The sequence below is a fragment of the Xanthomonas translucens pv. undulosa genome (genome assembly GCF_017301775.1).
Lineage (GTDB): Bacteria > Pseudomonadota > Gammaproteobacteria > Xanthomonadales > Xanthomonadaceae > Xanthomonas_A > Xanthomonas_A translucens.
In genome coordinates, this window is sequence record NZ_CP063993.1 from 1069286 (window position 1) to 1094422 (window position 25137).

Consider the following 25137-nt stretch of genomic DNA (forward strand, 5'->3'; position numbering starts at 1 on the left):
CTCGAATCAAAACGTGCGCACGCACCGGCCACGACGGCCGGCGCGCGAAGGGAAAAGGCGCCGCGCCTTATTCCTTCATCGCGTAGATCGCCGGCAGGTTGCGCAGGCCTTCGTTGACGTCCATGCCGAAGCCGAACACATAGCGGTCGGGCACATCCACGCCTACGTAGTCGGCGTTGATGTCGTCCACGCGGCGGTCGTGGCGCTTGACCGTCATCGCCGCGATGCGCACGTCGGTGGCGCCCTGCTCCAGGCACCACTGGCGCACCGCCAGCAGGGTCAGGCCTTCGTCGAGGATGTCGTCGAGCAGCAGCACCCGGCGCCCGTACAGCGCGGTGGCCGGGCGGTGCTTCCACACCAACTCGCCGCCGACGGTCTCGCCGCGGTAGCGGGTGGCGTGCAGGTAATCCAGCTGCAGGTCCTGGCCGCGCGCGCCCAGCTCCAGCGCCAGCTGCCCGGCGAACGGCAACGCGCCGTGCATGATGGTCAGGTAGACCGGGATCTCGCCGCGGTAGTCGGCGGCGATGGCGTCGGCCATGCGCGCGATGGCCTGGTCGAGGTGCGGACGATCGACCAGCAGGTCGGCCTGGGCCAGGGCCTGGGCGATGGTGAGAGTGGACATCAGGCGGTTTTTCCGAGGGTTGCGAGCAGGTGGGATTGGGTGTGGCCGTAGCGGGCATCGGCGAGCAGGCCGTCCCAGCCGAGGGCGCCGCGGCCGATCAGGCCGAGCAGCGCGGCGGTATTGAGCGGGCGCTCGCGCACCGCCTGCAGCGCGTCTTCGACCAGTTCGGGATGGCAGACCAGGACCACGTCGCAGCCGGCGTCCAGGTGCGCGGACACGCGCGCGGCGACGCCGCCGGCGGCGAACGAGGCGGCCATGCCGATGTCGTCGGAGAACACCACGCCGCGGAAGCCCAGTTCCTGGCGCAGGATCTGCTGGATCCAGCGCGACGAATAGCCGGCCGGTTCCGGCGCCACCTGCGGGTAGACCACGTGCGCCATCATCACCGCATCGGCGCCGGCGGCGATGCCGGCGGCGAACGGCAGCAGGTCTTCCTGGCGCAGCACCTCGAGCGGGCGCGGGTCTTCGGCGTTGTCGACGTGGGTGTCTTCCAGCACCGTGCCGTGGCCCGGGAAGTGCTTGAGCGTGGCGGCCATGCCGACGCTGTGCATGCCGCGCACGTAGGCGGCGGTGAACGCGGCCACCACCTGCGGATCGTCGCTGAAGGCGCGGTCGCCGATCGCGCGATTGCCGCGCGCCAAGTCCACCACCGGGGCGAAGCTCAGGTCCACGCCGCTGGCGCGCACCTCGCTGGCCATCAGCCAGGCATGCTGCTCGGCCAGCGCCAGCGCCGCATCGCGGTCGCGCGCATACAGCGCGCCGAAACCGTGCAGCGGCGGCAAGGCGCTATAGCCTTCGCGGAAGCGCTGCACGCGGCCGCCTTCCTGGTCAACGCAGATCAGCTGCGGCCGCGGCGCCGCGGCGCGGATCGCCGCGGTCAGCTCCACCAGCTGCGCCCTGGAGGCGAAATTGCGTTTGAACAGGACCACGCCGGCGACGGCATCGTGCTGCAGCCAGTCGCGTTCCTGGGCGGTGAGTTCGGTACCGGCGACGCCGATCGCGAGCATGCGGGGGATTCTCCTGCCAGCGCTGTTCAGCGCGCCTGGGCGGCATTGTCGCAGATGCCGGCGCCGGCGACAGGCCGACGCGGCGCCGTACGCTGCCAGCGCGTGCCGATGGCACGCCGTGACTGCGCCGCGTTGCGGTGGTGTGACCGGCCTACACCGCGCAGCCGTCGGCGCCGCCGTCCTGGGCCGCGTCGGGCGCTGGCCGCAGCAGGCCGCGCAGGGCCGCGGCGAACACCTCCGGCGGCTGCGCGCCCTGGATCGCATGGCGGCCGTCGATGAGATAAGTCGGCACCGCGCGGATGCCCATCGCCTGCGCCTGCTGCAGCTGCGCCTGGATCTCGGCCAGGCCTTCGTCGCCGTCCAGCAGCGCCTGCACGCGCGCGGCAGGCAGCCCGCCAGCGGCACCGGCCTCGAGCAGCGTGCCGGCTTCGGCAAGGTTGCGCCCTTCGGCAAAATGCGCGTGGAATAGCGACTCGGCCACCGCCTCGGCGTCGCCTTCGCGCGCGGCCAGCCACAGCAGCCGGTGCGCCGGCAGCGTGGTCACCCGCACCTGGCCGCGGTCGAAGTCGAACGGCAGTCCCTCGGCACGCGCGGTGGCCTGGGTCTGCGCCAGGATCTGCTCGGTGCGCGCGGCACCGCCGAACTTGGCTTCATAGGCCTTGCGCAGCGGCACCGGCTCGGTGCCGGCATCGGGATCGAGCAGGTAGGGATGCCAGTGGATCTGCAGCGCCGGCGCATCCGCGCCGAGCGCGGCGATGCCTTGCTGCAACCGGCGCTTGCCGATCCAGCACCAGGGGCAGACTACGTCGGACCAGATGTCGAGGCGCATGAGGATCGGGACTCGGGACTCGGGACTCGGGACTCGGGAAAGCATACGGCAGATCGCCGTGGTCGCTGCCATGTGGCGGCGATGCCGTTTCCGGCGCTCAGACGCGCGGCCAGCGGCAGAACGGATGCGAGGCCAGCGCCAGGTTGTAGTAGCGCGCATCGTCGGTGACTTCGGCGCCGATCCAGTCGGGCTTGGCGAAGGCCTTCTCGGCGCTGTCCAGCTCGATCTCGGCGACCACCAGCCCGGCGTTGTCGCCGAGGAACTCGTCCACTTCCCACAGATGGCCCTGGTGCTGCACCAAATGCCGGCGCTTGTCGATCAGCCCGCCCACGCACAGCGCCAGCAGCGCGCGCGCATCGTCCAGCGGCAACGGATACTCGAACTCCTGGCGGGTGTGGCCGAGCGCGCGCGACTTCAGATTGAGGAACGCTTCCTCGCCCTGCAGGCGGACCCGCACCGACGCCTTCTGCGCGCCACTGTCCATCGCCGCCTGGTCGTTGATATAGCCCTGCGCCATCGGGATCACCCGATGCGCTGCAGCGCGCCAGCCATCACCTATGACGAGGAATTTGCGTTCGATTTCGATGGCCATGGGATTGGGGATTGGAGATTCGGAATTGGTCAAAGCATAAGCCAGCACCCAGACGCCGCTGTTACGAATCCCTATTCCCGGCTTTTCACAGCCGAACGGCTGGTCATCCCCAATCCCGGCTTCTCGAACACCGCAATGCTCTCCACATGCGCGGTATGCGGAAACATGTCCATCGCGCCGGCGGCCTTCAATACGAAGCCCTGCTCGTTAACCAGGTAACCGGCGTCGCGCGCCAGCGAGCCGGGGTGGCAGCTGACGTAGACGATGCGCTGGAACGTGTCCAACGGCAGCTGCCGCAACACCTCGATCGCGCCGGAGCGCGGCGGGTCGAGCAGCAGCTTGTCGAAGCCCTGCTGCATCCACGGCGCCTGGCGCTGGTCCTGAGTCAGGTCGGCGGCGAAGAACTGCGCGTTGTCCAGACCATTGCGCTGCGCGTTGTCGCGCGCCCGCACCACCAGCCCCGCATCGCCTTCCACGCCCACCACCTCGCGCACCGTGCGCGCCAGCGGCAGTGTGAAATTGCCCAGCCCGCAGAACAGGTCGAGCACGCGGTCGCCGGGCTGCGCGTCGAGCAGCGCCAGCGCGTGCGCGATCATCTTCTGGTTGAGCGAGGCGTTGACCTGGATGAAGTCCAGCGGCCGGAACGCCAGCTCCACGTCCCATTGCGGCAGCCGGAACGCCAGCGCCACGTCCTGCGGGTACAACGGATGCACGCTGTCCACGCCGCCGGGCTGCAGGAAGATGGCGAACTCGTGGGCCTGCGCGAACGCCACCAGCGCTGCCTGGTCGTGCGCGCTGAGCGGCTGCATGTGGCGGAAGGTCAGCGCCACCGCAGCATCGCCGGCGATGAATTCGATCTGCGGGATGTCGCGCTTGCCGTCCAGGCGCTCGACCAGTTCGGCCAGCGCGCTCACCTTGAAGCCGATCTGCGGGATCACCGTGTGGCACACCGACAGGTCGGCGACGAAGCGCGGGTCGAGCTCGCGGAAGCCGACCAGGGTCTTGTCCTTCTTCTCCACCCGGCGCACCGAGAACCGGCCCTTGCGCCGGTAGCCCCAGGGTTCGCCGGACAGCGCCGGCAGCACCGTATGCGGGGTCACGTGGCCGATCCGCTCCAGGTTCTCGGTCAGCACCCGCTGTTTGGCCAGGATCTGCTGGTCCTCGGCCAAGTGCTGCAGCACGCAGCCGGCGCAGACGCCGAAGTGCGGGCAGCGCGGCTGCACCCGCTGCGGCGATGCCTGCAGCACCTGCAGGGTACGCGCCTCGTCGAAATGGCGGTTGCGCGCGGTGGGTTCGGCGAGCACCGTCTCGCCGGGCAGCGCGCCGGCCACGAAGGCGACCTTGCCGCCCTCGCCCTCGGGGCGGGCGACGCCGCGGCCGTCGTGGCTGAGGTCGGCGATGTCGGTCTGGAACGGGGTGCGGTCTAGGCGTTTTCTGGATCGGGCCACGTGGCGGCAGGCTGCGGGCGGAAAAGGGTGGCTATTGTCGCAGATGCGCAAGGGCCTGCCGATGCGCCGGGAGCGGCCGTGCCGTGCCTGGCGGCGTGCGCCGACGCCTCCCCACGAGTGCTCAAGCTCAGCCCATCGAGTGGCCCCGGCCATGCCGCTGCGGCCAGCAGGCCCAGGGCGGGGCCGTCCGCGGCGCCCGCTTGCGGACGCGACGATGGCAGCGCAAAGTGGTGCGACGCATCGGCGCAGCCGCTAAGATGCGCCCAGGCCGCATGGAGGCATAAGGATGTCATCGACCCAGGACCCTGTGACGCGACTTTTGCTGGTCGAGGACGACCCGATCAGTCGCGCGTTTTTGCACGTGACGCTGCAATCCCTGCCCGCGCAGGTCGATCTGGCCGACTCGGTCGCGTCCGCGTTGGCCAGTGCGCAGGCGCAGGAACACGATCTTTGGCTGATCGACGCCAACCTGCCCGACGGCAGCGGCGCCGAGCTGCTGCAACGCCTGCAGCGGCAGCGCCCCGGCACCCTGGCGCTGGCGCATACCGCCGATGCCAGCGGCACGGTCCGTGAGCAGCTGCTCGGCGCCGGTTTCGCCGAAGTGTTGTTGAAACCGCTCAGTCCCAAGCGCCTGCTACAGGCGGTACGCCGCTTGCTGGCGCGCGGCCGCGTCGGCACCGCGCCGGGCGCCGTGGAGGCTGCGGTGGACTGGGACGAGACCACTGCGCTGGTCGCGCTCAACGGCGAACGCTCGCACCTGATCGCGCTGCGCGAGCTGTTCCTGGCCGAATTGCCCGGCACCCGCGACGCGGTCGCCTCGGCGCTGCAGCTCAGCGACGAACAGGCGGTACGCAACCACCTGCACCGGCTGCAGGCCAGCTGCGGCTTCGTCGGCGCCGCGCGGCTGGCGCGCGCGGTGCGCCAGCTGCAGGGCGATCCGGCCTCATCGCAGGCGCGCAGCCAGTTCAGCGAGGCGGTGGCGGCGTTGTTGCATTGAGGCCAGGATTGGGGATTGGGGCTTCGTGGAAGCGCGAGCCGCACGCCCCTGTAGGAGCGGCTTCAGCCGCGACAGACACCATCGGCAAGCCGGTACGCTACAGAAGCGGTCGGGGCTGAAGCCCCTCCTACAGGAAGCCGGCCGGCGAAAGCGCGGCTCAATCGGTCTTCGGCGCCTGCGGGTCAGCCACTTCCGGTGAGTCAGGCAACTGCGGCATTTCCCCGGCTTCCGCGTCGCGGCGCTGGCGGGTCAGATCCTCCAACATCTCCCACGACTTCAGGCCGCGCCCGCCGAGGTGATGCATGAGCACCACGCGCATGCCGCGGCGCAGGCCGGGCAGGTCTTCGGCCACCGGCATCTCGTCGGCGGCCAGCGCCAGCAGCGCGCGGCCGGTGGCCATGCCGCTGCGCTGGTCGTGGCCGCGGTCGCTGAGCAGGCGGCGCGGGCCGTGTTCAGCGTCCAGCACGTAGCGCGCGGCCGGGTCGATCGGCTCGCCGTCGCCGTCGTGGCGCAGGTCGAAGCCGACCCCCAGCGCGTCCAGCAGATCGCGCTCGAAACAGCGCAGCGTCCACGCCAGCGGCGCCTCCGCGCCCAGCCGCGCGCGCACCCGCGCGTAGGCCAGGTACAGGTCCGGCGCAGGATCGTCGCGTGGCGCCAGGCGCAGGGTCAGTTCGTTGATGTAGAAGCCGGCGAGCATGCCGTCGCCGCTCAGGCGCGGCGCCGTGTCCACCGCCTCGGCCGCACGCAGCTGGGCCAGCTCGCCACGGCGCTGCGCGCTGAAGCGGATCGACTGCAGCGGCTGCAGCGCGGCGCGCAGCGGCTGCTTCTTCGGCCCCTGCACGCCTCGCGCCAGCACGCCCAGCCGGCCGTACTGCACGCTCAGTACTTCCACCAGCAAGCTGGTCTCGCGCCAGGGGCGCGCGTGCAGGACGAAGGCGGGTTCATGCTCTATCACGGCCGGGACTCGGGACTGGGGACTCGGGACTCGTAAAGGCTGAAGCGGATGACGCCACTCAAGCGCCGCGCAATCGATCGACCCAGCCTGGGGCCAAACTCAAGCTCCATGAGACCCGTCCCGAGTCCCGAGTCCCGGCCTTATTCCCCGTACCCGAACGCCTTCAGCGCCGCCTCGTCGTCCGACCAGCCTTCGCGCACGCGCACCCAGGTCTCCAGGAACACCTTGGCGCCGAACAGGCGCTCCATCTGCTGCCGGGCCTTAGCGCCGATGTCCTTCAGGCGGGTGCCACCCTTGCCGATCACGATCGCCTTCTGGCCCTCGCGCTCGACCCAGATCACCGCGCCGATACGCAGCAGCGCGCCGTCCTCGGCGAAGCGCTCGATCTCCACCGTGGTCGCGTACGGCAGCTCTTCGCCGAGCTGGCGCATCAGCTGCTCGCGCACCAGTTCGCCGGCCAGGAAGCGCTGGCTGCGGTCGGTGATCTCGTCCTCGCCGAACATCGCCGAAGCTTCCGGCACCAGCCCCAGCAGGTCGCGCACCAGCGCTTCCAGGCCCTTGCGCTTGAGCGCGGAGATCGGGTGCACCGCGGCGAAGCTGCGACCCTCGCTGACCTGCTGCAGGAACGGCAGCAGCGCGGTCTTGTCCTTGAGCCGGTCGACCTTGTTCACCACCAGCACCACCGGGATGCCGGAATCGCTGAGCACGTTGAACGCCAGCGTGTCCTCGTCGTCCCAGCGCCCGGCCTCGATCACCAGCAGGCCGGCGTCCACGCCTTCCAGCGCGCCGCGCGCGGCGCGGTTCATGACCCGGTTCATCGCACGCTTCTGCTCGCGGTGCAGGCCAGGGGTGTCGACCAGCACCAATTGCCCTTCCGGGAAGCTGGCGATGCCCAGCAAGCGGTGCCGGGTGGTCTGCGGGCGGTTGGAGACGATGCTGACCTTGGCGCCCACCAGGGCGTTGGTCAGGGTGGACTTGCCCACGTTGGGGCGGCCGATCACGGCCACGCTGCCGCTGCAGTAGGGAGACGCTTGCTCGTTCACTTGCTCGAATCCAGTTGCTCGATGGCGGCGGCGGCGGCCTGTTGTTCGGCCAGCCGTCGCGAGGTGCCCTCGCCCTCGGTCATGAGGGCAGGCTCGGCGAGTACGCAGCGTACCCGGAATAGCTTGGCGTGTTCGTCGCCGGTTTCGCTGGTCAGTTCGTAGCTGGGCAAGGTCCGCTGCCGGGCCTGCAGCCATTCCTGCAGGCGGGTCTTGGCGTCCTTCTCCGGCTTGCCCACCGGCAGTGCAGCCAGCGCCGTCTCGAACCAGGGCAGTATCACTGCACGGCAGGCCTCGAATCCGGCGTCCAGATAGATCGCCGCGACCACCGCCTCGACCGCGTCGGCCAGGATCGAATCACGGCGATGCCCGCCGGACTTCATCTCGCCCGGTCCCAGGGTCAGCCGCTCGCCCAGTTCCAGCTGGCGGCCGATGGTGGCCAGCGAGGCCTCGCGCACCAGTTCGGCGCGGGCGCGGGTCAGCGCGCCTTCGTCGGCCTTGGGCCAGCGCCGGTACAGCGCCTCGGCGATCAGCTGGTTGACGATGCTGTCGCCGAGGAATTCCAGCCGCTCGTTGTGCGGCGCACCGGCGCTGCGATGGGTCAGCGCCTGCGCCAGCAGCTGCGAGTCGGCGAAGCGGTGACCGATGCGGTCGCCGCGCAGGATCGTTTTACTGGCCACCGCGCGTCGTCAGGTCCTGGGTGATGTCGAACTTGCCGACCACGTCCAGGTTGGCGACCAGCGGCTTGCGCACTTCGTAGGCCACATGCATCTTCCAGCCCGAATCCATGCGCTCGAACTTGACGTCGTCCGGCTTCACGTTGTCCGAGTTGTTGATGTCCAGGCGGCGGAACAGCAGCGTCTTGGCCTGCGTCGGATCCATGTCGGCGCTGCCCGGTTCGGCGGCCAGGCCCTTCATCGCCGAGCGCACCGCGTAGTACTCCATGTACATCGGGAACAGCTTCATGCCGACGTAGGCGAAGAACCCGACCACCGCCAGCACGATCACGAACGAGGTCAAGGTCATGCCACTTTGCTTGTGCTTCATCGCGCTTCCCCTTACGCCGGACATCACTGGATACCGGTCCCGATCCGTGAGGGATCGAAACTGCCGCTGCAGAACCAGCCTTCGCAATTGAGCCAGACCAGGAACGCCTTGCCACGCAGATTCTCCTCGGGCAGGAAGTGGGTCTGGGTCCAGAAGCGACTGTCTTCGCTATTGTCGCGATTGTCGCCCATCACGAAATACTGGCCCGGCGGCACCACCCAATCGCCCTGGCCGGCCGGATTGTTGCGATCCAGCCACTCCAGTTCGGTGTGGGTGCGGCCGGGCAGGTATTCGGTGAGCAGCGTGGAACCGGTCATCTCCGCGCCCTTGCCCTTGCCGACGTACTCGCCGCGCACCTGGTACTTCATTGGCGTGCCGTTGATGTACAGGGTATCGCCGTGGAAGCCGATGCGGTCGCCGGGCAGGCCGATGACGCGCTTGATCCAGTTCTCGTCCGGCTTGTGTGGCGGCTTGAACACCACCACGTCGCCGCGCTTGGGCTCGCTGGTCGGGATCACCTTCTGGTTGGTGACCGGCAGGCGAAAGCCGTAGGCGAACTTGTTGACCAGGATGAAATCGCCGACCAGCAGGTTCGGCATCATCGAGCTGGACGGAATCTTGTACGGCTCGGCGATGAAACTGCGCAGGATCAGCACCACCGCCAGCACCGGGAAGAACGCCCGCGAATAATCGACGAGCACCGGCTCGGTATCCAGCAGACCGGCGCGCGCGGCGCGGCGCTTGGCGAAGAACAGCTTGTCCAGCAACCAGACGATGCCGGTGGCGAAAGTCAGGACCACCAGCGCGATTTCAAACCATTTCATTCTTGTTCCTTCGGAATGGGAATCGGGAATCGGCCATGGGGAATCGGAAAGGCAAGAGCGCCCGCTCTTCCCATGCCCATTCCCTGTTCGCCACTCCCAGCTACTTATCCATCTGCAGCACGGCCAGGAAGGCTTCCTGCGGGATCTCCACGCGGCCGACCTGCTTCATGCGCTTCTTGCCTTCCTTCTGTTTTTCGAGAAGTTTCTTCTTGCGCGATACGTCGCCACCATAACATTTGGCCAGCACGTTCTTGCGCATCGCCTTGACCGTGCTGCGCGAGATGATCTGCGAGCCGACCGCGGCCTGGATCGCCACGTCGAACATCTGCCGCGGGATCAGGTCCTTCATCTTCTCGCACAGCTCGCGGCCGCGCCGGTCGGCGTGGCTGCGGTGCACGATGATCGACAACGCATCGACCTTGTCGCCGTTGATCAGCGTATCCACGCGCACGAACGGGCCGGCGTCGAAGCGCAGGAAGTGGTAGTCCAGCGAGGCGTAACCGCGCGATACCGACTTGAGCTTGTCGAAGAAATCCAGCACCACTTCGGCCATCGGCAGTTCATAGCTGATCTGCACCTGGCTGCCCAGGTAGTTGATGCCGATCTGGCTGCCGCGCTTTTCCTCGCACAGGGTGATGATGTTGCCGACGTAGTCCGGCGGGGTCAGGATGTTGGCGCGGATGATCGGTTCGCGGATCTCTTCCACATTGTTCAGCGGCGGCAGCTTGGACGGGTTGTCCATCGGGATCACGCTGCCGTCGGTCTTGAGCACCTCGTAGACCACGGTCGGCGCGGTCGAGATCAGGTTGAGGTCGTACTCGCGCTCCAGCCGCTCCTGCACGATCTCCATGTGCAGCATGCCGAGGAAGCCGCAGCGGAAGCCGAAGCCCATCGCCTCGGAGCTCTCCGGCTCGAAGCGCAGCGCCGCGTCGTTGAGGCGCAGCTTGTCCAGCGCCTCGCGCAGGTCCGGGTAGTCCTCGGCATCGACCGGGAACAGGCCGGCGAACACGCGCGGCTGCATTTCCTGGAAGCCGGGCAGCGCATGCGGCGCCGGATCGGCGGCCAGGGTCAGGGTGTCGCCGACCGGCGCGCCGTGCACGTCCTTGATCGAGGCGTTGATCCAGCCCACTTCGCCGGCGCCCAGCGCGGTCAGTTCCTTGCGCTTGGGGGTGAACACGCCGACCTTGTCGACCAGGTGGGTGCGGCCGGTGGACATCACCAGGATCTTGCTGCCCGGCTTGATCTCGCCCTGCATCACCCGCACCAGCGAGACCACGCCCAGGTAGTTGTCGAACCACGAGTCGATGATCAGCGCCTGCAGTTTGTCGGTGTCGCGCGGCTTGGGCGGCGGGATGCGGTGCACGATCGCCTCCAGCACCAGGTCCACGTTGAAACCGGTCTTGGCGCTGACCGCCACCGCGTCCTCGGCGTCGATGCCGATCACCGCCTCGATCTCGGCCTTGGCGCGGGCGATGTCGGCGGTGGGCAGGTCGATCTTGTTGAGCACCGGCACCACTTCCAGGCCCTGCTCCACCGCGGTGTAGCAGTTGGCCACCGACTGCGCTTCCACGCCCTGCGCGGCGTCGACCACCAGCAGCGCGCCCTCGCAGGCGGCCAGCGAGCGGCTGACTTCGTAGGAGAAGTCGACGTGGCCGGGGGTGTCGATGAAGTTCAGGTGGTAGACCTGCCCGTCCTTGGCCGTGTACGGCAACGACACGGACTGGGCCTTGATGGTGATGCCGCGCTCGCGCTCGATCGGGTTGGAGTCGAGCACCTGCGCTTCCATCTCGCGCGCCTGCAGGCCGCCACAGAGCTGGATGATGCGATCGGCCAGGGTCGATTTGCCGTGGTCGACGTGGGCGATGATGGAGAAATTGCGGATGTTCCGCATCGAATCAGAGGACATGAGGTGGGCGGCGGCCAGGACCGTCGTCAGGATAACGGGCCATTATCGCATGGCCGGAGGGAGCCAGGCGCGCCGGCGGCGGCACGCAGGCGTCAGCGGCGGCACGGGCACCGCCCCGGAGAGCAAACCCCAATGAAATCAATGGCGCCCAGCGAACCTGGGTTCGCTGGGCGCCATTGGCAGTGCGTCGAGCGAGCGCTCAGTCGACGCTGATCGCGATGAACTGGCTGGCCGGGCTGCCCGGCGCGCGCACCAGCAGCATCACCACCTCGCCCTTCTTCGCGCCAGCGGTGAGCTTGCGGAACTGCGCCGCGTCGGACACCGGAGTGCGCCCGACCTGCAGCACGATCATGCCCGGGCGCAGCTGCGACTTGCTCGCCACCGCGCGGCTCACCTGCGCCACCTGCACGCCCTCGTCGGCGCGCAGCCCGAGCTTCTGCCGCACCGGCGCCGGGATCTCTTCGACGCTGATGCCCAGCGCGCTGCTTTCCGCGGCCTGCGGCGCCGGCGCCGCCCCGCCGCGGCCCGGTTGCTGAGGCCCCATGGCCAAGCCGTCGTCGCTGAGCGCGCTCAGGGTCACGCTGATGTCGCGCGGCTTGCCGTCGCGGATCACGGTGACCCGCGCCTTGCTGCCCGGCGGCAGCATGCCCACCAGCGGCGGCAGGTCTTCGCGGGTGTTGATCTTCTGCCCGTTGAAGGCAACGATGAAATCGCCCGGCGCGATCCCGGCCTTGGCCGCGCCGCTGCCCGGCTGCACGCCGTTGACCAACGCGCCGCGGGTGTCGGTCAGGCCCAGGCCCTTGGCCTCGACATCGCTGATGTTCGGCTGCATGGTCACGCCGAGCATGCCGCGGCTGACCTTGCCGGTCTTCTTGATCTGCTCGACCGCGCTCATCGCCAGGTCGATCGGGATCGCGAAGCTGATGCCCATGTAGCCGCCGGAAGCGGAGAAGATCTGCGAGTTGATGCCGACCACTTCGCCGCGGGTGTTGAGCAGCGGGCCGCCGGAATTGCCCTGGTTGATCGCCACGTCGGTCTGGATGAAGGGCACGTAGCGCTGGTCGGCGTAGGGATTGCTACGCCCGGTGGCGCTGACGATGCCGGCGGTGACCGAGTGGTCCAGGCCGAACGGCGAACCGATCGCGACCACCCACTGGCCGGGCTTGAGCAGGTTGGAATCGCCTACGCGCACCGTCGGCAGGTTCTTGCCGTCGATCTTCAGCAGCGCCACGTCGTACTGCTGGTCGCTGCCGACCACCTTGGCAGTGAACTCGCGGCGGTCGGTCAGCTTGACCTTGACCTCGCTGGCGCCATCGATCACGTGGTGGTTGGTCAGCACGTAGCCGTCCGCCGAGATGATGAAGCCCGAGCCCATCGAACGGCCGCCGGGGCCGGCGTCGTCGTCCGGCCCTTGCTGGCCGGGCATCCCGGGCATGCCCGGCTGGCCCGGCATCCCTTCCGGCCCGAAGAAGCGGCGGAAGAATTCCGGGATCTGCGCGTCGTCGGGCATGCCGCCGGCACCGGCGCGGGTGGCCGCGGCCTTGCGGCTGATGGTGCTCTCGACGTTGACCACGCCGGGCCCGACCTGTTCGACCAGATTGGTGAAATCGGGCAGGCCGGCGACCAGCTGCGGCGCGGGCGCGGCGCGCGCGGCCGGCGGCGGCGCGGCAGGCGCGCCCGCCTCGGGCTGCTGCGCGCAGGCCGTCAGCGGCAGGGTCAGGGCCAACACGCCCAGCAGATGGTTACGGATACGGTGAGTCATCGGACGCGAGCCTCCGGTTCGGGAAAGGGAAGGAAAACAATGGCGGTGCGGCGCGCACCGCGCGCCGGAACGAAGCACGCGCTTCGACCGACGCCTGGGTTCAAGGCTGCTGCGGCAACGGCGCGGGCGCCGCGTCGGCCGGCAACCGCGGCTCGAACGGATAGAACGCCGCCGACGCGCGGTGGCGTGGGAAACTGGCGGTGAACTCGCCAGCGGACGCGGCCGGCGCCAGCGCCGAACGCGGCCATGGCCGCGCCTGCAGCGGCGTGGACTGGTGCGCGAACGGATCGGCGGCCGCTTGCTGCGCGAGCGCCGGACTCGCCGCGGTGGCGGTGGCCGGCAGCGCCGCCGCAGGCCGCGGTGGGGCCGCGGCGGCGATCGCGCGCGCCGGCTCGGCGGACCGCGCGGCGCTGCTGCGTGCGGCTTGCTGGGTGCGGGTCGCGCCGCGCCGGGCAACGGCATCCTGGCGCCGGTTCGCGGCGATCGCCACCGCTGGTGCCGCGGCGACCGCCGCGCCGAGGTCGCCCTGCGGATCGGCCGGCACCGGCGTCGGAACCTGGGCCACGGCAACCGGGAGCGCCGACGCGGCCGGGGCCGCCACAGCAGAACTGGCGACGTGCGCCACCGGCGCGGCCGGCGCTGCGTCGGGCAGGCGCTCGCGGGTCAGGAACAAGGCGATGGCGGCGACCGATGCCGCCAGCGCCGCGCTGCCGCCCCAGCGCCAGGAACGGCGGCTGCCGGCGGCGTCGCTGGCGCGCGCGGCGTCGGCGCGCTGCGCCTCGGCCGCCACCGCCTGGCGCACGCGCTCGCCGAAATCGGCCGGCGCCGGCATGCACACGCGGCCGCGCAGGATGTCGCCGCACAGCTGCCAGCGTTCGTGGCAACCGGACAGTTCCTCGTCGTGCTGCAAGCGGCGCAGCACGAAGCGCGCTTCGTCGGCCGGCAGTTCGCCGTCGATCAACGCGGACAGCTGCTGCCGGTAATGCAGTTCGAACTTGTCCGGGGCGGAGCCGCCCGGGGCCGGTGCGGGCTGGGGAATGGAGGTGCTATCGGTCATACGCGGTGTCGCTCACGAGTGGCGCTGTCGGTATCCAGCAGGGGACGGAGTTCGGCGTCGATGGCGTCGCGCGCGCGGAAGATGCGCGAGCGCACCGTGCCGATCGGGCAACCCATCTTCTGCGCGATGTCCTCATAGCTCATCCCGTCCACCTCGCGCAGGGTGATGGCGGTACGCAATTCTTCCGGCAACGCATTCACCGCCTTCATCACCGTCTGTTCCAGCTCCTGGCGCATCAGTTCCCGCTCGGGCGTGTCGGTGTCGCGCAAGCGCGTGCCGCTGTCGAACTGCTCGGCGTCGAGCACGTCGACGTCGTCGGTCGGCGGCCTGCGGTTGTGCGCAACCAGGTGGTTCTTGGCGGTGTTCACGGCGATCCGGTGCAACCAGGTGGAGAACTGGGCGTCGCCGCGGAAATTCCCTATCGCGCGGTAGGCGCGGATGAAGGTGTCCTGGGCCACGTCCTGACATTCGCTCCAGTCGGCGATGTAGCGCCCGATCAGGCCGACGATCCGGTGTTGGTACTTGCGCACCAGCACATCGAACGCCGCGCTCTCGCCGCGCTGCACACGCCGGACCAGTTCCAGGTCCAGCTCCTGAGGTGTTTCGACATCGGCCATAACGGGCCGCACTCCTGTCAGCCCAACCTACGTCGGACCATCTGACCGCCAATTCGGAAAAAAGTTCAGCGGCCCTGCGGACCGCCGCCCCACGACGTTAACCCGCATTCCGTTAGGCTGGCGGCATGCCAGCGGTCGCGGGACCCGCGTCACTCCCCCTGTGGATTGGGATTTGACGCAACGGAAACAACCTCTGGATGATAACGATCTTCTCCATACATAAGCGGATGGTCCTCCCCATGCTCTCAGGCTTCGACGGGCTCCGATTCAGTCACTGGCAAGCGGATATCCGCGACGACGGCGTCGTCGTGCTCAGCCTCGACCGCCAGGACGCGCCCGTCAACGCGCTGTCACAGGACGTGCTGCTGGAGTTGGGCGACCTGCTCGAACGCATCGCCATCGACCCGCCCAAGGGCGTGTTGATCCGCTCGGCCAAGGCCAATGGCTTCATCGCCGGCGCGGATCTGAAGGAATTCCAGGAATTCGACCGCCGCGGCACCGTCAACGACGCGATCCGCCGCGGCCAGGCCACCTTCCAAAAACTCGCCGAACTGCCCTGCCCCACGGTCGCTGCGATCCACGGCTTCTGCATGGGCGGCGGCACCGAGATCGCATTGGCGTGCCGCTACCGGGTCGCCTCCAGCGACGCCTCCACCCGCATCGGCCTGCCCGAGACCAAGCTCGGCATCTTTCCCGGCTGGGGCGGCAGTGCGCGCCTGCCGCGGCTGATCGGCGCGCCGGCGGCGATGGATCTGATGCTGACCGGGCGCAGCGTGTCGGCGTCGGCGGCCCGCGCAATCGGTCTGCTCGACAAGGTCGCCGCGCCAGCGGTGCTGCTCGATACCGCAGTGGCGCTGGCCTTGACCGGCAGCGCGCGCCCGCTCAAGCAGCGCGCCACTGCCTGGGCCAGCAACACCTGGCTGGCGCGCAAGCTGCTGGCGCCGCAGATGCGCAAGCAGGTCGCGCGCAAGGCGCGCAGGGAACACTACCCCGCACCGTACGCGCTGATCGGCGTATGGGAGCGCAGCGGCGGTGGCGGCATCCAGTCGCGGCTGGACGCCGAGCGCAAGGCGGTGGTCAAGCTGGCGAGCACGCCGACCGCACGCAACCTGATCCGCATCTTCTTCCTCACCGAGCGGCTCAAGGCGCTGGGCGGCAAGGATGGCGGCGGCATGCCGCCGCCGGGCATCCGCCATGTGCACGTGGTCGGCGCCGGGGTGATGGGCGGCGACATCGCCGCGTGGTCGGCCTACAAGGGCTTCGAAGTGACGCTGCAGGATCGCGAGCAGCGCTTCATCGATGGCGCACTGACCCGCGCCGGCGAATTGTTCGCAAAGCGGGTCAAGGACGACAGCAAGCGCCCGGCGGTGGCGGCGCGACTGAAGGGCGACCTGAGCGGCGACGGCGTGCCGTTGGCCGACCTGGTGATCGAGGCGATCGTCGAGAATCCGCAGGCCAAGCGCGAGCTATACCAGGCGCTGGAGCCGCGGATGCAACCCGCTGCGCTGCTCAGCACCAATACCTCCTCGATTCCACTGACCGAACTGCGCGAACACATCCAGCGCCCGGTGCAATTCGCCGGCCTGCACTACTTCAACCCGGTGGCGCAGATGCCGTTGGTGGAGATCGTCTGCCACGACGGCCTGGCCGCCGACAACCAGAAGCGGCTGGCGGCGTTCTGCAAGGCGATCGACAAGCTGCCGGTGCCGGTGGCCGGCACGCCCGGCTTCCTGGTCAACCGGGTGCTGTTCCCGTACCTGCTGGAAGCGGCGACCGCCTACGCCGAAGGCATTCCCGGCCCGGCGATCGACAAGGCCGCGGTCACGTTCGGCATGCCGATGGGGCCGATCGAACTGATCGACACCGTGGGCCTGGACGTGGCTGCCGGGGTCGGCGCGGAACTGGCGCCGTTCCTGCGGCTGCCGATTCCCGCCGCGCTGCAGACGGTGGAACCGGGCAAGCGCGGCAAGAAGGACGGCCAGGGCCTGTACGCCTGGGAGAACGGGCGCGCGAAGAAGCCGGACGTGGACAAGGACTACCAGGCGCCGGCCGATCTGGAAGACCGCCTGATCCTGCCGCTGCTCAACGAGGCGGTGGCCTGCCTGCACGACGGCGTGGTCGCCGATGCGGACCTGCTCGACGCCGGGGTGATCTTCGGCACCGGCTTCGCCCCGTTCCGCGGCGGCCCGATCCAGCACATTCGCGCAGCCGGCGCCGACGCGCTGCTGGAGCGGCTGCGCGCATTGCAGGCGCGCTACGGCGAGCGCTTCGCGCCGCGCCCGGGCTGGGATGCACCGGCGCTGCGCGAGCCGGTGGCCTGAGCTCGGTTCGACCGACGTTTCCCCGGTCGTTGCAGGCAACTGGATCATCGCCGGAGCGACATCCGTCGCGACGCGGCGTTATCGGGAATACCCGTCGCGCCTGGCTGTCACCGCCAAAAACCTCGATTGCTAAAAATTGCACGCTCGGCAACGTGCCGGCAGTGCCGGTGCAGGCGTTGCGCGCGCGCAGCCCCTGCGCCAGCACCTGCAGACGCTTTGGCGCAGGCATGCCCGCTGCCGCGCGCTGCGTCGGCCATCGCCAGCCGCCAGCGTCGCGCGGGGCGCATGCGCCAGGAGTGTGCCATCCGCGGCATCGAAACCGTGTTGCGCACGGCACATCCGCATGCTGCCGCACGACTGGCGCGCAGGATCGTGCGATCTGGTAACGGCGTCCGAATCGAACGGCGCGTGCCGGCGCAGGCTATGCCGCCAGCAGGCAGAGGCCGCTGGCCGCATTCAAGGTGTCATTGATGTCCATGACAATGGGATTGCTACTGCGGGCCTCGCTGTTCCCCCACTCCCCCATCGAGCATAACCATGATCACCACTCCTTCTCTCAACGCCCAGGCGAACGCCTTGGGTCTGCTGGCGGTCATGACCGCCAGCATCGCGATCGCCGCCGTCCCGTCAGCGCCGCAATGCGCGGTACCGCCGTCATGGGCGCGCCCGGCCGTGGCGACGGTCGTCGGCAATGGCACGCCTGCCAGCTGCAGCGCCAGCGCGCTCTCCACTGCCGCAGCGCAGGGCGGCTACATCATCTTCAATTGCGGTGCCAAGCCGGCCAGTATTTCCATCGACCGTTCGATCACGATCGGTTCGAGCAATCCGACGGTGATCGACGGGCAGGGACGCATCACCCTGGATGGCCGCCAGTCCGCCAGAATCTTCCTGGTGAACGCCGGCAGCGCGCTGTCGGTGCGTAACCTGACGGTGCAGAACGGCAGTTCCGTGCAGCCGGCGTCGAACCACGCCTACGACCCTGGCACCTGGGGCGGCGGCGCCATCAAGGTCGGCTACCAGGGCAAACTGGAAGTCCTCAACAGCAAGTTCCTGTCCAACCGCAGCAGTATCGGCGGTGGCGCCATCTTCGCCGGCAGCGATGCGCAGGTGACCATCGTCAATAGTTCCTTCCAACGCAATTCGTCGTGGCTGGGCGGCGCGCTCTACACCCAGCTCAGCAGCCTGAACATCGTTGGCTCGGAGTTCGTCGGCAATCAAGCGATCAACGCGCCGCAGGGCTTCCCCGACGCGGGCAACTTCGGCGGCGGCGGCGCCATCGATACGGATGGCGCTTCCCTTGCCGGCTACATCAAGGGCGGCAAGGGCAGAGGCGGCACGCTGGCGCTGTGCGGAACGGTGGTCAAGAACAACGTTGCCGCCAACGGCTCCGGTGGCGCCACGCTCTGGGCCTATGCGCCGGATACCATCGACGTGAAGTACTCGACGTTCGCGAACAACATCGCCACCAGCGGCCCTGGCGGCGGCGCCCGCATCAGCATCGGCTTCACCGACGCCTCGCATTCCGGAACGGCCATCCTCACCCCGGGGACCATCAACGTCTCCGCAACCAGCTTCCTTTCCAACAAGGCCCAGCAGGGCAATGCCGGTGCGTTGTACATGGACTGCTACGGCGCGTGCGACGTCAGTAACAGCACGTTCTACGGCAACGTCGCTAAGGGCGTGGGAGCGGCCATCCAGCATGTCGGCTGGCGGCCGGCGAACGGCGATCAGGGCAGCACCACCGTCCGCTTCAACAACGTCACCTTCGCGGAGAACACACCGGGGGCCACCTTGTTCGGCGACAGGTTCGACATCCGCAACAGCATTCTGTTCTCGAAGACCGAAAGCGTGTTCTGCAGCAACCAGAGCAGTAGCGGCGGCAACCTCATCGAGTATTCGGCCAAAGGGGCGGTGTGGCCGACCCATTGCCTGACCTCCGGCAACGTCAAGGCGGCCGATCCACTGCTGTCCGCGCCTGCTAGCAATGGCGGGCCGACGCTGACCCTGCTGCCTGCCGCCAACAGCCCCGCGCGCGATGCTGGCAACAACTGCCGCAGCATCGATCAGCGCGGACTTCCCCGCAATGCCGCCGTGTGCGATCTGGGTGCGGTGGAGATCAAGTAACACCGCTTGCGGCCGCCTTCCAGAGGCGAATGGCATGCGCGGTCGAACCGAGCGGATCGGTTCGACCGCGCGATCGAGCGTCCCGATGCGGCCCCGTCCTCGCCGCGATCATCGACACGGCGGCGCAGCCGGGCTGCGACAGTGCCGTGCGCACGATCAACAGATGTGTGTGGGCCGGTTGCAGATCCTGAGCACCGCACAGGCAGATCGGCGATGGGTGACGACGAACGCCGGAATAGCCCGGTGCAGACGTTCGCGCAGACGCATCCAACGCAAGGCCAGGCGCTGCGGCAGATGCAGGACAGCACGTTCCGTGGTCGGCGCGCGCATGGCCACGCTGCGCCGCGGCCGGGCAAGCAGCTCACCCCGACACCGTATCCAAATGATATCAACCGCCTGCCCGCTCGAGCTTCGGGCGCCTGCAACATCCCGACTCACGAATGCGAATGCCCATGCGCGCCATGCGCATGCACCCGCCGATGCCCCTGGCCGTCGTGCTTGGCGTGATCGTGACCCGCGTGATCGTCGTGCGTCTCCGATGCCGCGCGCGCCGGGGTACCGCACGGCTGCGCGCCGCAGTGTCCGGCTTCCATCTGCAGGGTGATGTGGTCGATGTCGAAACGCGCATGCAGGCCGTCGCACAAGGTTGCTCGCAGCGCGTCGGCGTCGGCGCCATCGGCGATCACCACGTGCGCGGTCAATGCCGGGGTGCTCGAGGCCAGCGCCCACACGTGCAGGTCGTGCACGTCCTCCACGCCCGCGGCGCCGCGCAGATAGGCGCGCACCGCGGCCATGTCCATGCCCTTGGGTACGCCTTCCAGCAGCACGTTGATGGCCTCGCGCAGCAGCACCCAGGTGCGCGGCAGCACCCACAGGCCGATCAGCACCGCCAGGATCGGGTCGATCACCTTCCAGCCGGTGAGGCGGATCGCCAGCGCGCCGACGATCACCGCCACCGAGCCGAGCATGTCGCTCCACACTTCCAGGTAGGAGCCCTTCATGTTCAGGCTCTCGCCGCTGCCGGCCTTGAGCAGGCGCATCGAGATCAGGTTGATCAGCAGGCCGAACGCGGCGATGCCGAGCATGCCGACCGTGGCCACCTCCTGCGGCTGGCGGAAGCGCTGCACCGCCTCCCACAGGATGTAGGCGGCGACCACGAACAGCATGCCGCCATTGAACAGCGCGCCCAGCGCTTCCAGCCGCGCGTAGCCGTAGGTGCGCTTGGCATCGGGTGGGCGCCGGCTCAGCCGCACCGCGACCAGCGCGATCATCAGCGCCAGGGTATCGGTGGCCATGTGCGCGGCGTCGGACAACAGCGCCAGACTGTTGGTCAGGAACGCACCGGCGATCTCCACCAGCATGAACGTGGCGGTCAGCCCCAGCGCCCACCACAGCGGTTGCTCGTGGCGGATCTCGGTCGGTGCGTGGCTGTGATCGTGTCCCATGGGCTGGCCTGGTGCTGCGTGCGAAGAAGATGCGCCACCTTAGATCGGCTCCGCTGCGGAGACTATTACACCGCAACTACACGCGACCGGCCCGTTAAGCCACTGCACGGATGAAACGCTGGAGCCTGTGTCGGCAACGCGACGCAGGGTGACGTAGCGATCCAGCGGCAACCGCGCCGTGGCCAGGATTTGCTGTCGCATGCAACCGTCGCGGCGCGATGCGTTACGGAGATCGGCACGCGCCTTCCGGGAGGCCGACAACACGCAGCATGCGTACAGCGCCCGCGCCAATTCCGCGCGTCACGGCAGCCACCACACCAGCAGCGCGCTGATGGCGGCCAGCGCCAACAGCGACAGCGCGCCCGCGGCCAGCACCCTGCCGCCGGACGCGAGCACCGAACGCAGGTTCACAGACAGGCCCAGCGCCGCCATCGCCAGCAGGGTCAGCAGCACCGAAACACGCTGCGCCGCGTCCGCCAGCGCCAGCGGCAACAGACCTGAGGAGCGCAGCAGCATCATGCCGACGAAGCCCAGCACGAACCACGGCAATACACGGTGCAGCGGCAGCCGCGCAGCGCCCGGGCGGCCACCGAGCAGCCCGAGCAGCAGCAGCACTGGTCCCAGCATCAGCACCCGCATCAGTTTGACCAGCGCGCCGACCTGCGCGCTGATGGCACCCACCGGCAGCGTCGCCGCCAGCACCTGCGGCACCGCGTACACGGTCATGCCGGCGAGGATGCCGTAGTGCCGCTGATCCAGTCCGAACAGCGGCAGCGCCAAGGGCAAGGCCAGCACCACCACGATCCCCAATGCCGCGGTGAACGCGATCGAGGCCGCCACCTCGTCCGAATCGGCGTCGATCACCGGCGCGGCGGCGACGATCGCCGAGTTGCCGCAGATCGCATTGCCGCAGGCCACCAGCGTGGCCAGCCGTGCCGGCAACCCGAGCAGGCGGCCAATGCCGTAGCCGATGCCGATCGCCAGCAACACGGTGGCCGCGATCAAGCCCAGCAGCACGCCGCCAGCCGCACCGACCGCACTGAAGCTGACCGATGCGCCGAGCAGCACGATCGCTACTTCCAGTGGCAACTTGGCAGCGAAAGCGATGCCGGCGTCGGCATGCGCCGGCAGCGGCGACGCGGTGCGCAGCAGCGTGCCGAGCGCGATCGCGAACACCAGCGCATCGATCCACGGCCGGCCCAGCCAGCGCAGTTGCATGCGTTCCACCAGCATGGCCAGCGCCGCGACCGCAACCGCCAGCAGCAGCCCCGGCAGCAGCGCCATGAGGTTACCCGATGTCTTGTGCATGGCCGCCCCCCTGTCGAAGTGGTCGCAGGATGCACCCGCCGATCCTGTCATTCCATCGCATAATGCTGGATAGTTCGTTCGGTCCAATCGAACGATCCCGCCGTGACCCTGGAACAACTCGCCCTGTTCGTCGCCGTCGCCGAACGCCAGCACCTGACGCTTGGCGCGCAGGCCGCGCATCGCACGCCGTCGGCGGCCAGCGCCGCGATCAAGGCCCTGGAAGCCCAGTACGGCGTGCCGCTGTTCCACCGGGTCGGCCGCGGCATCGTGTTGACCGCTGCCGGTACGGCATTCTTCGAGGAAGCCAAGGCGATCCTGGCGCGTACCCGCGCCGCGCAGTTGGCCTTGAGCGAGTGGCGCGGCGTGCCGCGCGGCACCCTCGACCTGCACGCCAGCCAGACTGTGGCCAGCTACTGGCTACCGATGCGGCTGATGGCATTCCATGCGCGCTTCCCGCAGATCGAAATCCGCCTGAGCGTCGGCAACACCGAAAGCGTGGCGCGCGCGGTCGCCGCAGGACGTGCGGAACTGGGGTTCGTCGAGGGCGGCGTGCACGACCCGCAGCTGCAGTTGTCCGTGCTCTGCCAGGACCGCCTGGTGCTGGTCGCCGCGCCGACGCACCCGCTGGCCGGACGCCTGCGCCTGGGCCTGGCGCGACTGGCCGAGGCCAGCACCTGGATCATGCGCGAACCCGGCTCGGGCACGCGCTCGGAATTCGAGGCGGCGCTGCGCGCGGCCGGGGTCGCGCCGGAACGCCTGCGCGTGGCGCTGACCCTGCCCTCGAACGAAGCGGTGCTGTCGGCGGTGCGCGCCGGCCACAGCCTGGCGGCGATCTCGCAACTGGCCGCGGCGCCCTGGCTGGAGAGCGGCCGCCTGCAGCGCGTCGGCGCGGCGCTGGGCGCGCGTGCGTTCCATGCGCTACGCCATCGCGAACGCAGCCTCGGCGCCGCCGCCGCAGCCCTGCTCGACAGCGGCGGCGAGAGCGCCGCACGCGGCTGACGGCGATCGCGCACCGGCAGCAAATGCTTCATTCGCAATGTCCTCATGGTGATAACCCTGCGACCTTCCAGCGCGGCCCCGCCGATTGCGTGGCGGAACGATGGCGACGCATGCAGAGGGGGAGGCGCTGACGCTTCACCCGAAACCGATCTTCAACGCCTCCGCCGCATCTCCAGCACGCGAAACTGCATCGCACCAGCGATGCATGCCCCCCCACCGCGCATGGCGGTGAGGGATCGCAAGCCGTCAGCGCAAGCGCGAGAATGCACCGATCCCGGCGATCGCCAGCCGCTCGGCGGGCAGCGCGGTTTCGGCGAACGATAGCCGCAGGTAGCGGACCTGGCGGACCTCGGGGAAATTCAGCCGCTGGGTCGAGAGCGCATAAGCGATATTGGCCAACTCACCGGCGCCGGCCGACTGCCAGTGCTGGCCATCTTCGCTGCTTTCGGCGCGATAGCCTTTCGGCGGCGCCGCGCCCTTCAGCACCGTGCGCAAGGGGGTGAGGCTGAAGCCGGCGACCTGGCGCAGCGTGCCGAGGTCGATGGTCACCTGCGCCGGATGGTCAGGCGTGGGCGCGGGCGCGATCCAGACCGTGCCGGCATCGTCGTCGAGCAACGTGTCCGCCCCCGGCGCGCTGGCCTCGACGATTCGCCAACCCGCAGTGGACAGCACGTCCGGCGCGTTCGCCGTCGGCCGCGCGACCGCAACTGGGGCGACCGCGCGGAACAGCGCGACTTCGCTGATCGCCGGGCAGACCGGCGCCTCGAGCACGAGCAGGCGTACACGGCGCGCGGCGACCGGGCGATCGAGCCGCAGGATCCGCTGCGCACCGATGCATTGCGCTTCGGCCAACCGCCGCCATTGCCCATCGACCTCGGCTTCGATCGCGAAGCGGGTGACGCGCACACCCAGCGGCAGGTATTCGCGCAGCCGGATCAGGTCGAAGCTGCGAACAGCCGACAGTTCCAGCGTCAACGTCGGCGTGGTGACGTCGTCCGGCGTGGACCAGTAGCTGTCCGGCTGGCGGTCGAGCACGCGCGCCGGCTCGAATCCGGGACCGCGAGACGCGCTGGCGCTGGCCTTGGCGCCCTTGGCCAGATCGATGGCGAAGCTGGCACGGATCGCGTCGCCGAAGCTGCGCAGCACCGCCACGTCGTGGTCGGCGATGCGGCCGCGCCGGTCCGGCGGAAGATTGAGGTTCATGGTGGTGCCGCGCGCGACGGAGGTGTCGAAATAGCGCACCAGATTCTCCGGGCTGCGCACCTTGCCGTCTTCATCGGCATGGTAGAACCAGCCCGGGCGGATCGAGGTGTTGGTTTCGGCGGGCCACCACAGGGCCGCCCCGCGCACGCCGGCGTTGCCGTTTTCCTGGGTATAAGGCGTATTGGGCATGGTCGGCCAGCACGGATCGCCGGCAACGCCGTCCTCATTGCCAACCCAGCGGATATCCGCGCCAAGCGGGTCGAACGTGCAGGCCATTGGCTGGTGCTGGTGGACCAGCTCGATCATCCGCGGCCAGTCGTAGTAGGCGGGCGCATCGAGCTTGCGCGTTTCGCGCGCGCCGCCATAGTAGCCATCGCCGCCATTGGCACCGTCGAACCAGAACTCGAACAAGTCGCCATAGCCCGTGCACAGTTCGACGATCTGCTTACGGAAATAGTCGAGATAGGCAGGACGACCATACTCGGCGTGGTTGCGATCCCAAGGCGACAGGTAGACACCGAAGGCCAAACCGGCGCGTCGGCACGCCGCTGCCATTTCGCCGACGATGTCGCCCTTGCCGTTCTTGTAGGGCGAATTGCGAATGCAATGCTCGGTCAGGCGTGTCGGCCAGAGGCAGAACCCGTCGTGGTGCTTGGCGGTAAAAATGATCCCTTTCAGATTGCCGGACTTGGCAGCGGCAACGATTTGATCGGCGGAGAAATCGCTGGGATCGAACTTGCGCGGATCTTCGTCGCCGTAGCCCCATTCCTTGTCGGTAAAGGTGTTCATCGCAAAATGCACGAACGCATATTGCTCCCACCGATGCCAGCGCAGCTGCCGCGCGCTGGGCACGGCGCCCCACGGCGCCGGCCCCTTCGGGCGCGGCGCAGCCGCGATCTGGGCGGCGGATGCGCTGAAACCTGCGGCGACGGCCACAACACCCGTGGCAAGAAAGGTACGACGATCGATCATTGGCGCCTCCGACTCTACACAAGCGCGGATCTTAGCTTTTCCGACGGCGCAAGGGTTCTGCC

The 25137-nt window shown here is 68.9% G+C and carries 21 protein-coding genes; 4 read left to right on the forward strand and 17 right to left on the reverse strand.

The window, feature by feature from the left end; translation table 11 throughout:
- Positions 1-67 precede the first annotated feature (67 nt).
- The 5 genes from ISN38_RS04375 to rlmD form a co-directional block, all read right to left on the reverse strand.
- Positions 68-622 (reverse strand): hypoxanthine-guanine phosphoribosyltransferase, encoded by a 555-nt coding sequence (locus ISN38_RS04375; protein ID WP_004426419.1) that lies wholly within the window; start codon positions 620-622, stop codon positions 68-70.
- A complete protein-coding gene (nagZ, locus tag ISN38_RS04380) occupies positions 622-1629 on the reverse strand; it encodes a beta-N-acetylhexosaminidase (protein ID WP_004426417.1) in 1008 nt (335 codons plus the stop codon). Before nagZ ends, ISN38_RS04375 begins: the two co-directional genes overlap by 1 nt.
- 151 nt (positions 1630-1780) lie before the next feature.
- Entirely contained in the window at positions 1781-2458 is a 678-nt protein-coding gene (locus ISN38_RS04385) for a DsbA family oxidoreductase (protein WP_004426414.1), read from the reverse strand.
- 97 nt (positions 2459-2555) lie between these two features.
- Complete coding sequence (locus ISN38_RS04390; RefSeq protein WP_003479253.1) at positions 2556-3050, reverse strand: CYTH domain-containing protein; 495 nt, start codon at positions 3048-3050, stop codon at positions 2556-2558.
- Between the two features lie 71 nt (positions 3051-3121).
- Positions 3122-4498, reverse strand: a complete 1377-nt coding sequence (gene rlmD / locus ISN38_RS04395) for a 23S rRNA (uracil(1939)-C(5))-methyltransferase RlmD (protein ID WP_206712078.1) — start codon at positions 4496-4498, stop codon at positions 3122-3124.
- A gap of 286 nt (positions 4499-4784) precedes the next feature.
- Here rlmD and ISN38_RS04400 point away from each other — a divergent pair, with 286 nt between their 5' ends.
- Positions 4785-5495 carry a response regulator transcription factor gene (locus ISN38_RS04400; RefSeq protein ID WP_038239330.1) on the forward strand — a complete coding sequence of 237 codons (711 nt, stop codon included), beginning with the start codon at positions 4785-4787 and terminating at the stop codon, positions 5493-5495.
- A 157-nt stretch (positions 5496-5652) separates the two neighbouring features.
- Here ISN38_RS04400 and recO read toward each other — a convergent pair whose 3' ends face one another.
- The 9 genes from recO to rpoE all read right to left on the reverse strand — a co-directional run bounded on the left by recO (position 5653) and on the right by rpoE (position 14703).
- On the reverse strand, positions 5653-6450 hold the full coding sequence (gene recO / locus ISN38_RS04405) for a DNA repair protein RecO (RefSeq protein ID WP_004426408.1): 798 nt from the start codon (positions 6448-6450) through the stop codon (positions 5653-5655).
- 140 nt (positions 6451-6590) lie between these two features.
- A complete protein-coding gene (gene era, locus ISN38_RS04410) occupies positions 6591-7493 on the reverse strand; it encodes a GTPase Era (RefSeq protein WP_004426406.1) in 903 nt (300 codons plus the stop codon).
- Positions 7490-8170, reverse strand: a complete 681-nt coding sequence (rnc, locus tag ISN38_RS04415; protein ID WP_004426404.1) for a ribonuclease III — start codon at positions 8168-8170, stop codon at positions 7490-7492. Before rnc ends, era begins: the two co-directional genes overlap by 4 nt.
- On the reverse strand, positions 8160-8537 hold the full coding sequence (locus ISN38_RS04420; protein WP_004426402.1) for a DUF4845 domain-containing protein: 378 nt from the start codon (positions 8535-8537) through the stop codon (positions 8160-8162). The genes rnc and ISN38_RS04420 overlap by 11 nt, the downstream gene beginning before the upstream one ends.
- A gap of 23 nt (positions 8538-8560) precedes the next feature.
- Positions 8561-9361, reverse strand: a complete 801-nt coding sequence (lepB, locus tag ISN38_RS04425; protein WP_003479234.1) for a signal peptidase I — start codon at positions 9359-9361, stop codon at positions 8561-8563.
- A 100-nt stretch (positions 9362-9461) separates the two neighbouring features.
- On the reverse strand, positions 9462-11252 hold the full coding sequence (lepA, locus tag ISN38_RS04430; RefSeq protein ID WP_206712079.1) for a translation elongation factor 4: 1791 nt from the start codon (positions 11250-11252) through the stop codon (positions 9462-9464).
- Positions 11253-11466: 214 nt separating this feature from the next.
- Positions 11467-13029 carry a DegQ family serine endoprotease gene (locus ISN38_RS04435; RefSeq protein ID WP_047324686.1) on the reverse strand — a complete coding sequence of 521 codons (1563 nt, stop codon included), beginning with the start codon at positions 13027-13029 and terminating at the stop codon, positions 11467-11469.
- A gap of 100 nt (positions 13030-13129) precedes the next feature.
- Positions 13130-14086: a sigma-E factor negative regulatory protein gene (locus ISN38_RS04440; protein ID WP_058195573.1), complete on the reverse strand. Its 957-nt coding sequence runs from the start codon at positions 14084-14086 to the stop codon at positions 13130-13132.
- Entirely contained in the window at positions 14083-14703 is a 621-nt protein-coding gene (gene rpoE, locus ISN38_RS04445; RefSeq protein ID WP_003470887.1) for an RNA polymerase sigma factor RpoE, read from the reverse strand. The genes ISN38_RS04440 and rpoE overlap by 4 nt, the downstream gene beginning before the upstream one ends.
- Positions 14704-14942: 239 nt before the next feature.
- Here rpoE and ISN38_RS04450 point away from each other — a divergent pair, with 239 nt between their 5' ends.
- Positions 14943-17024: a 3-hydroxyacyl-CoA dehydrogenase NAD-binding domain-containing protein gene (locus ISN38_RS04450; protein WP_206712080.1), complete on the forward strand. Its 2082-nt coding sequence runs from the start codon at positions 14943-14945 to the stop codon at positions 17022-17024.
- 537 nt (positions 17025-17561) lie between these two features.
- Entirely contained in the window at positions 17562-19148 is a 1587-nt protein-coding gene (locus tag ISN38_RS04455) for a choice-of-anchor Q domain-containing protein (RefSeq protein ID WP_206712081.1), read from the forward strand.
- A 434-nt stretch (positions 19149-19582) separates the two neighbouring features.
- On the opposite strand, the gene ISN38_RS04460 is transcribed toward ISN38_RS04455, so the two are convergent.
- Both ISN38_RS04460 and ISN38_RS04465 read right to left on the reverse strand, forming a co-directional pair.
- Positions 19583-20593: a cation diffusion facilitator family transporter gene (locus ISN38_RS04460; RefSeq protein WP_206712082.1), complete on the reverse strand. Its 1011-nt coding sequence runs from the start codon at positions 20591-20593 to the stop codon at positions 19583-19585.
- Positions 20594-20893: 300 nt separating this feature from the next.
- Entirely contained in the window at positions 20894-21901 is a 1008-nt protein-coding gene (locus ISN38_RS04465) for a YeiH family protein (RefSeq protein ID WP_038238932.1), read from the reverse strand.
- Positions 21902-22003: 102 nt separating this feature from the next.
- Between ISN38_RS04465 and ISN38_RS04470 the strand changes: the two genes are divergently transcribed.
- The gene (locus ISN38_RS04470; protein WP_058364219.1) at positions 22004-22900 is read left to right on the forward strand and encodes a LysR family transcriptional regulator; all 897 of its coding nucleotides are present in this window, start codon (positions 22004-22006) and stop codon (positions 22898-22900) included.
- Positions 22901-23146: 246 nt separating this feature from the next.
- Here the strand turns inward: ISN38_RS04470 and ISN38_RS04475 are convergent, their stop codons facing one another.
- On the reverse strand, positions 23147-25075 hold the full coding sequence (locus ISN38_RS04475; RefSeq protein WP_206712083.1) for an alpha-L-fucosidase: 1929 nt from the start codon (positions 25073-25075) through the stop codon (positions 23147-23149).
- Between the last annotated feature and the right edge of the window lie 62 nt (positions 25076-25137).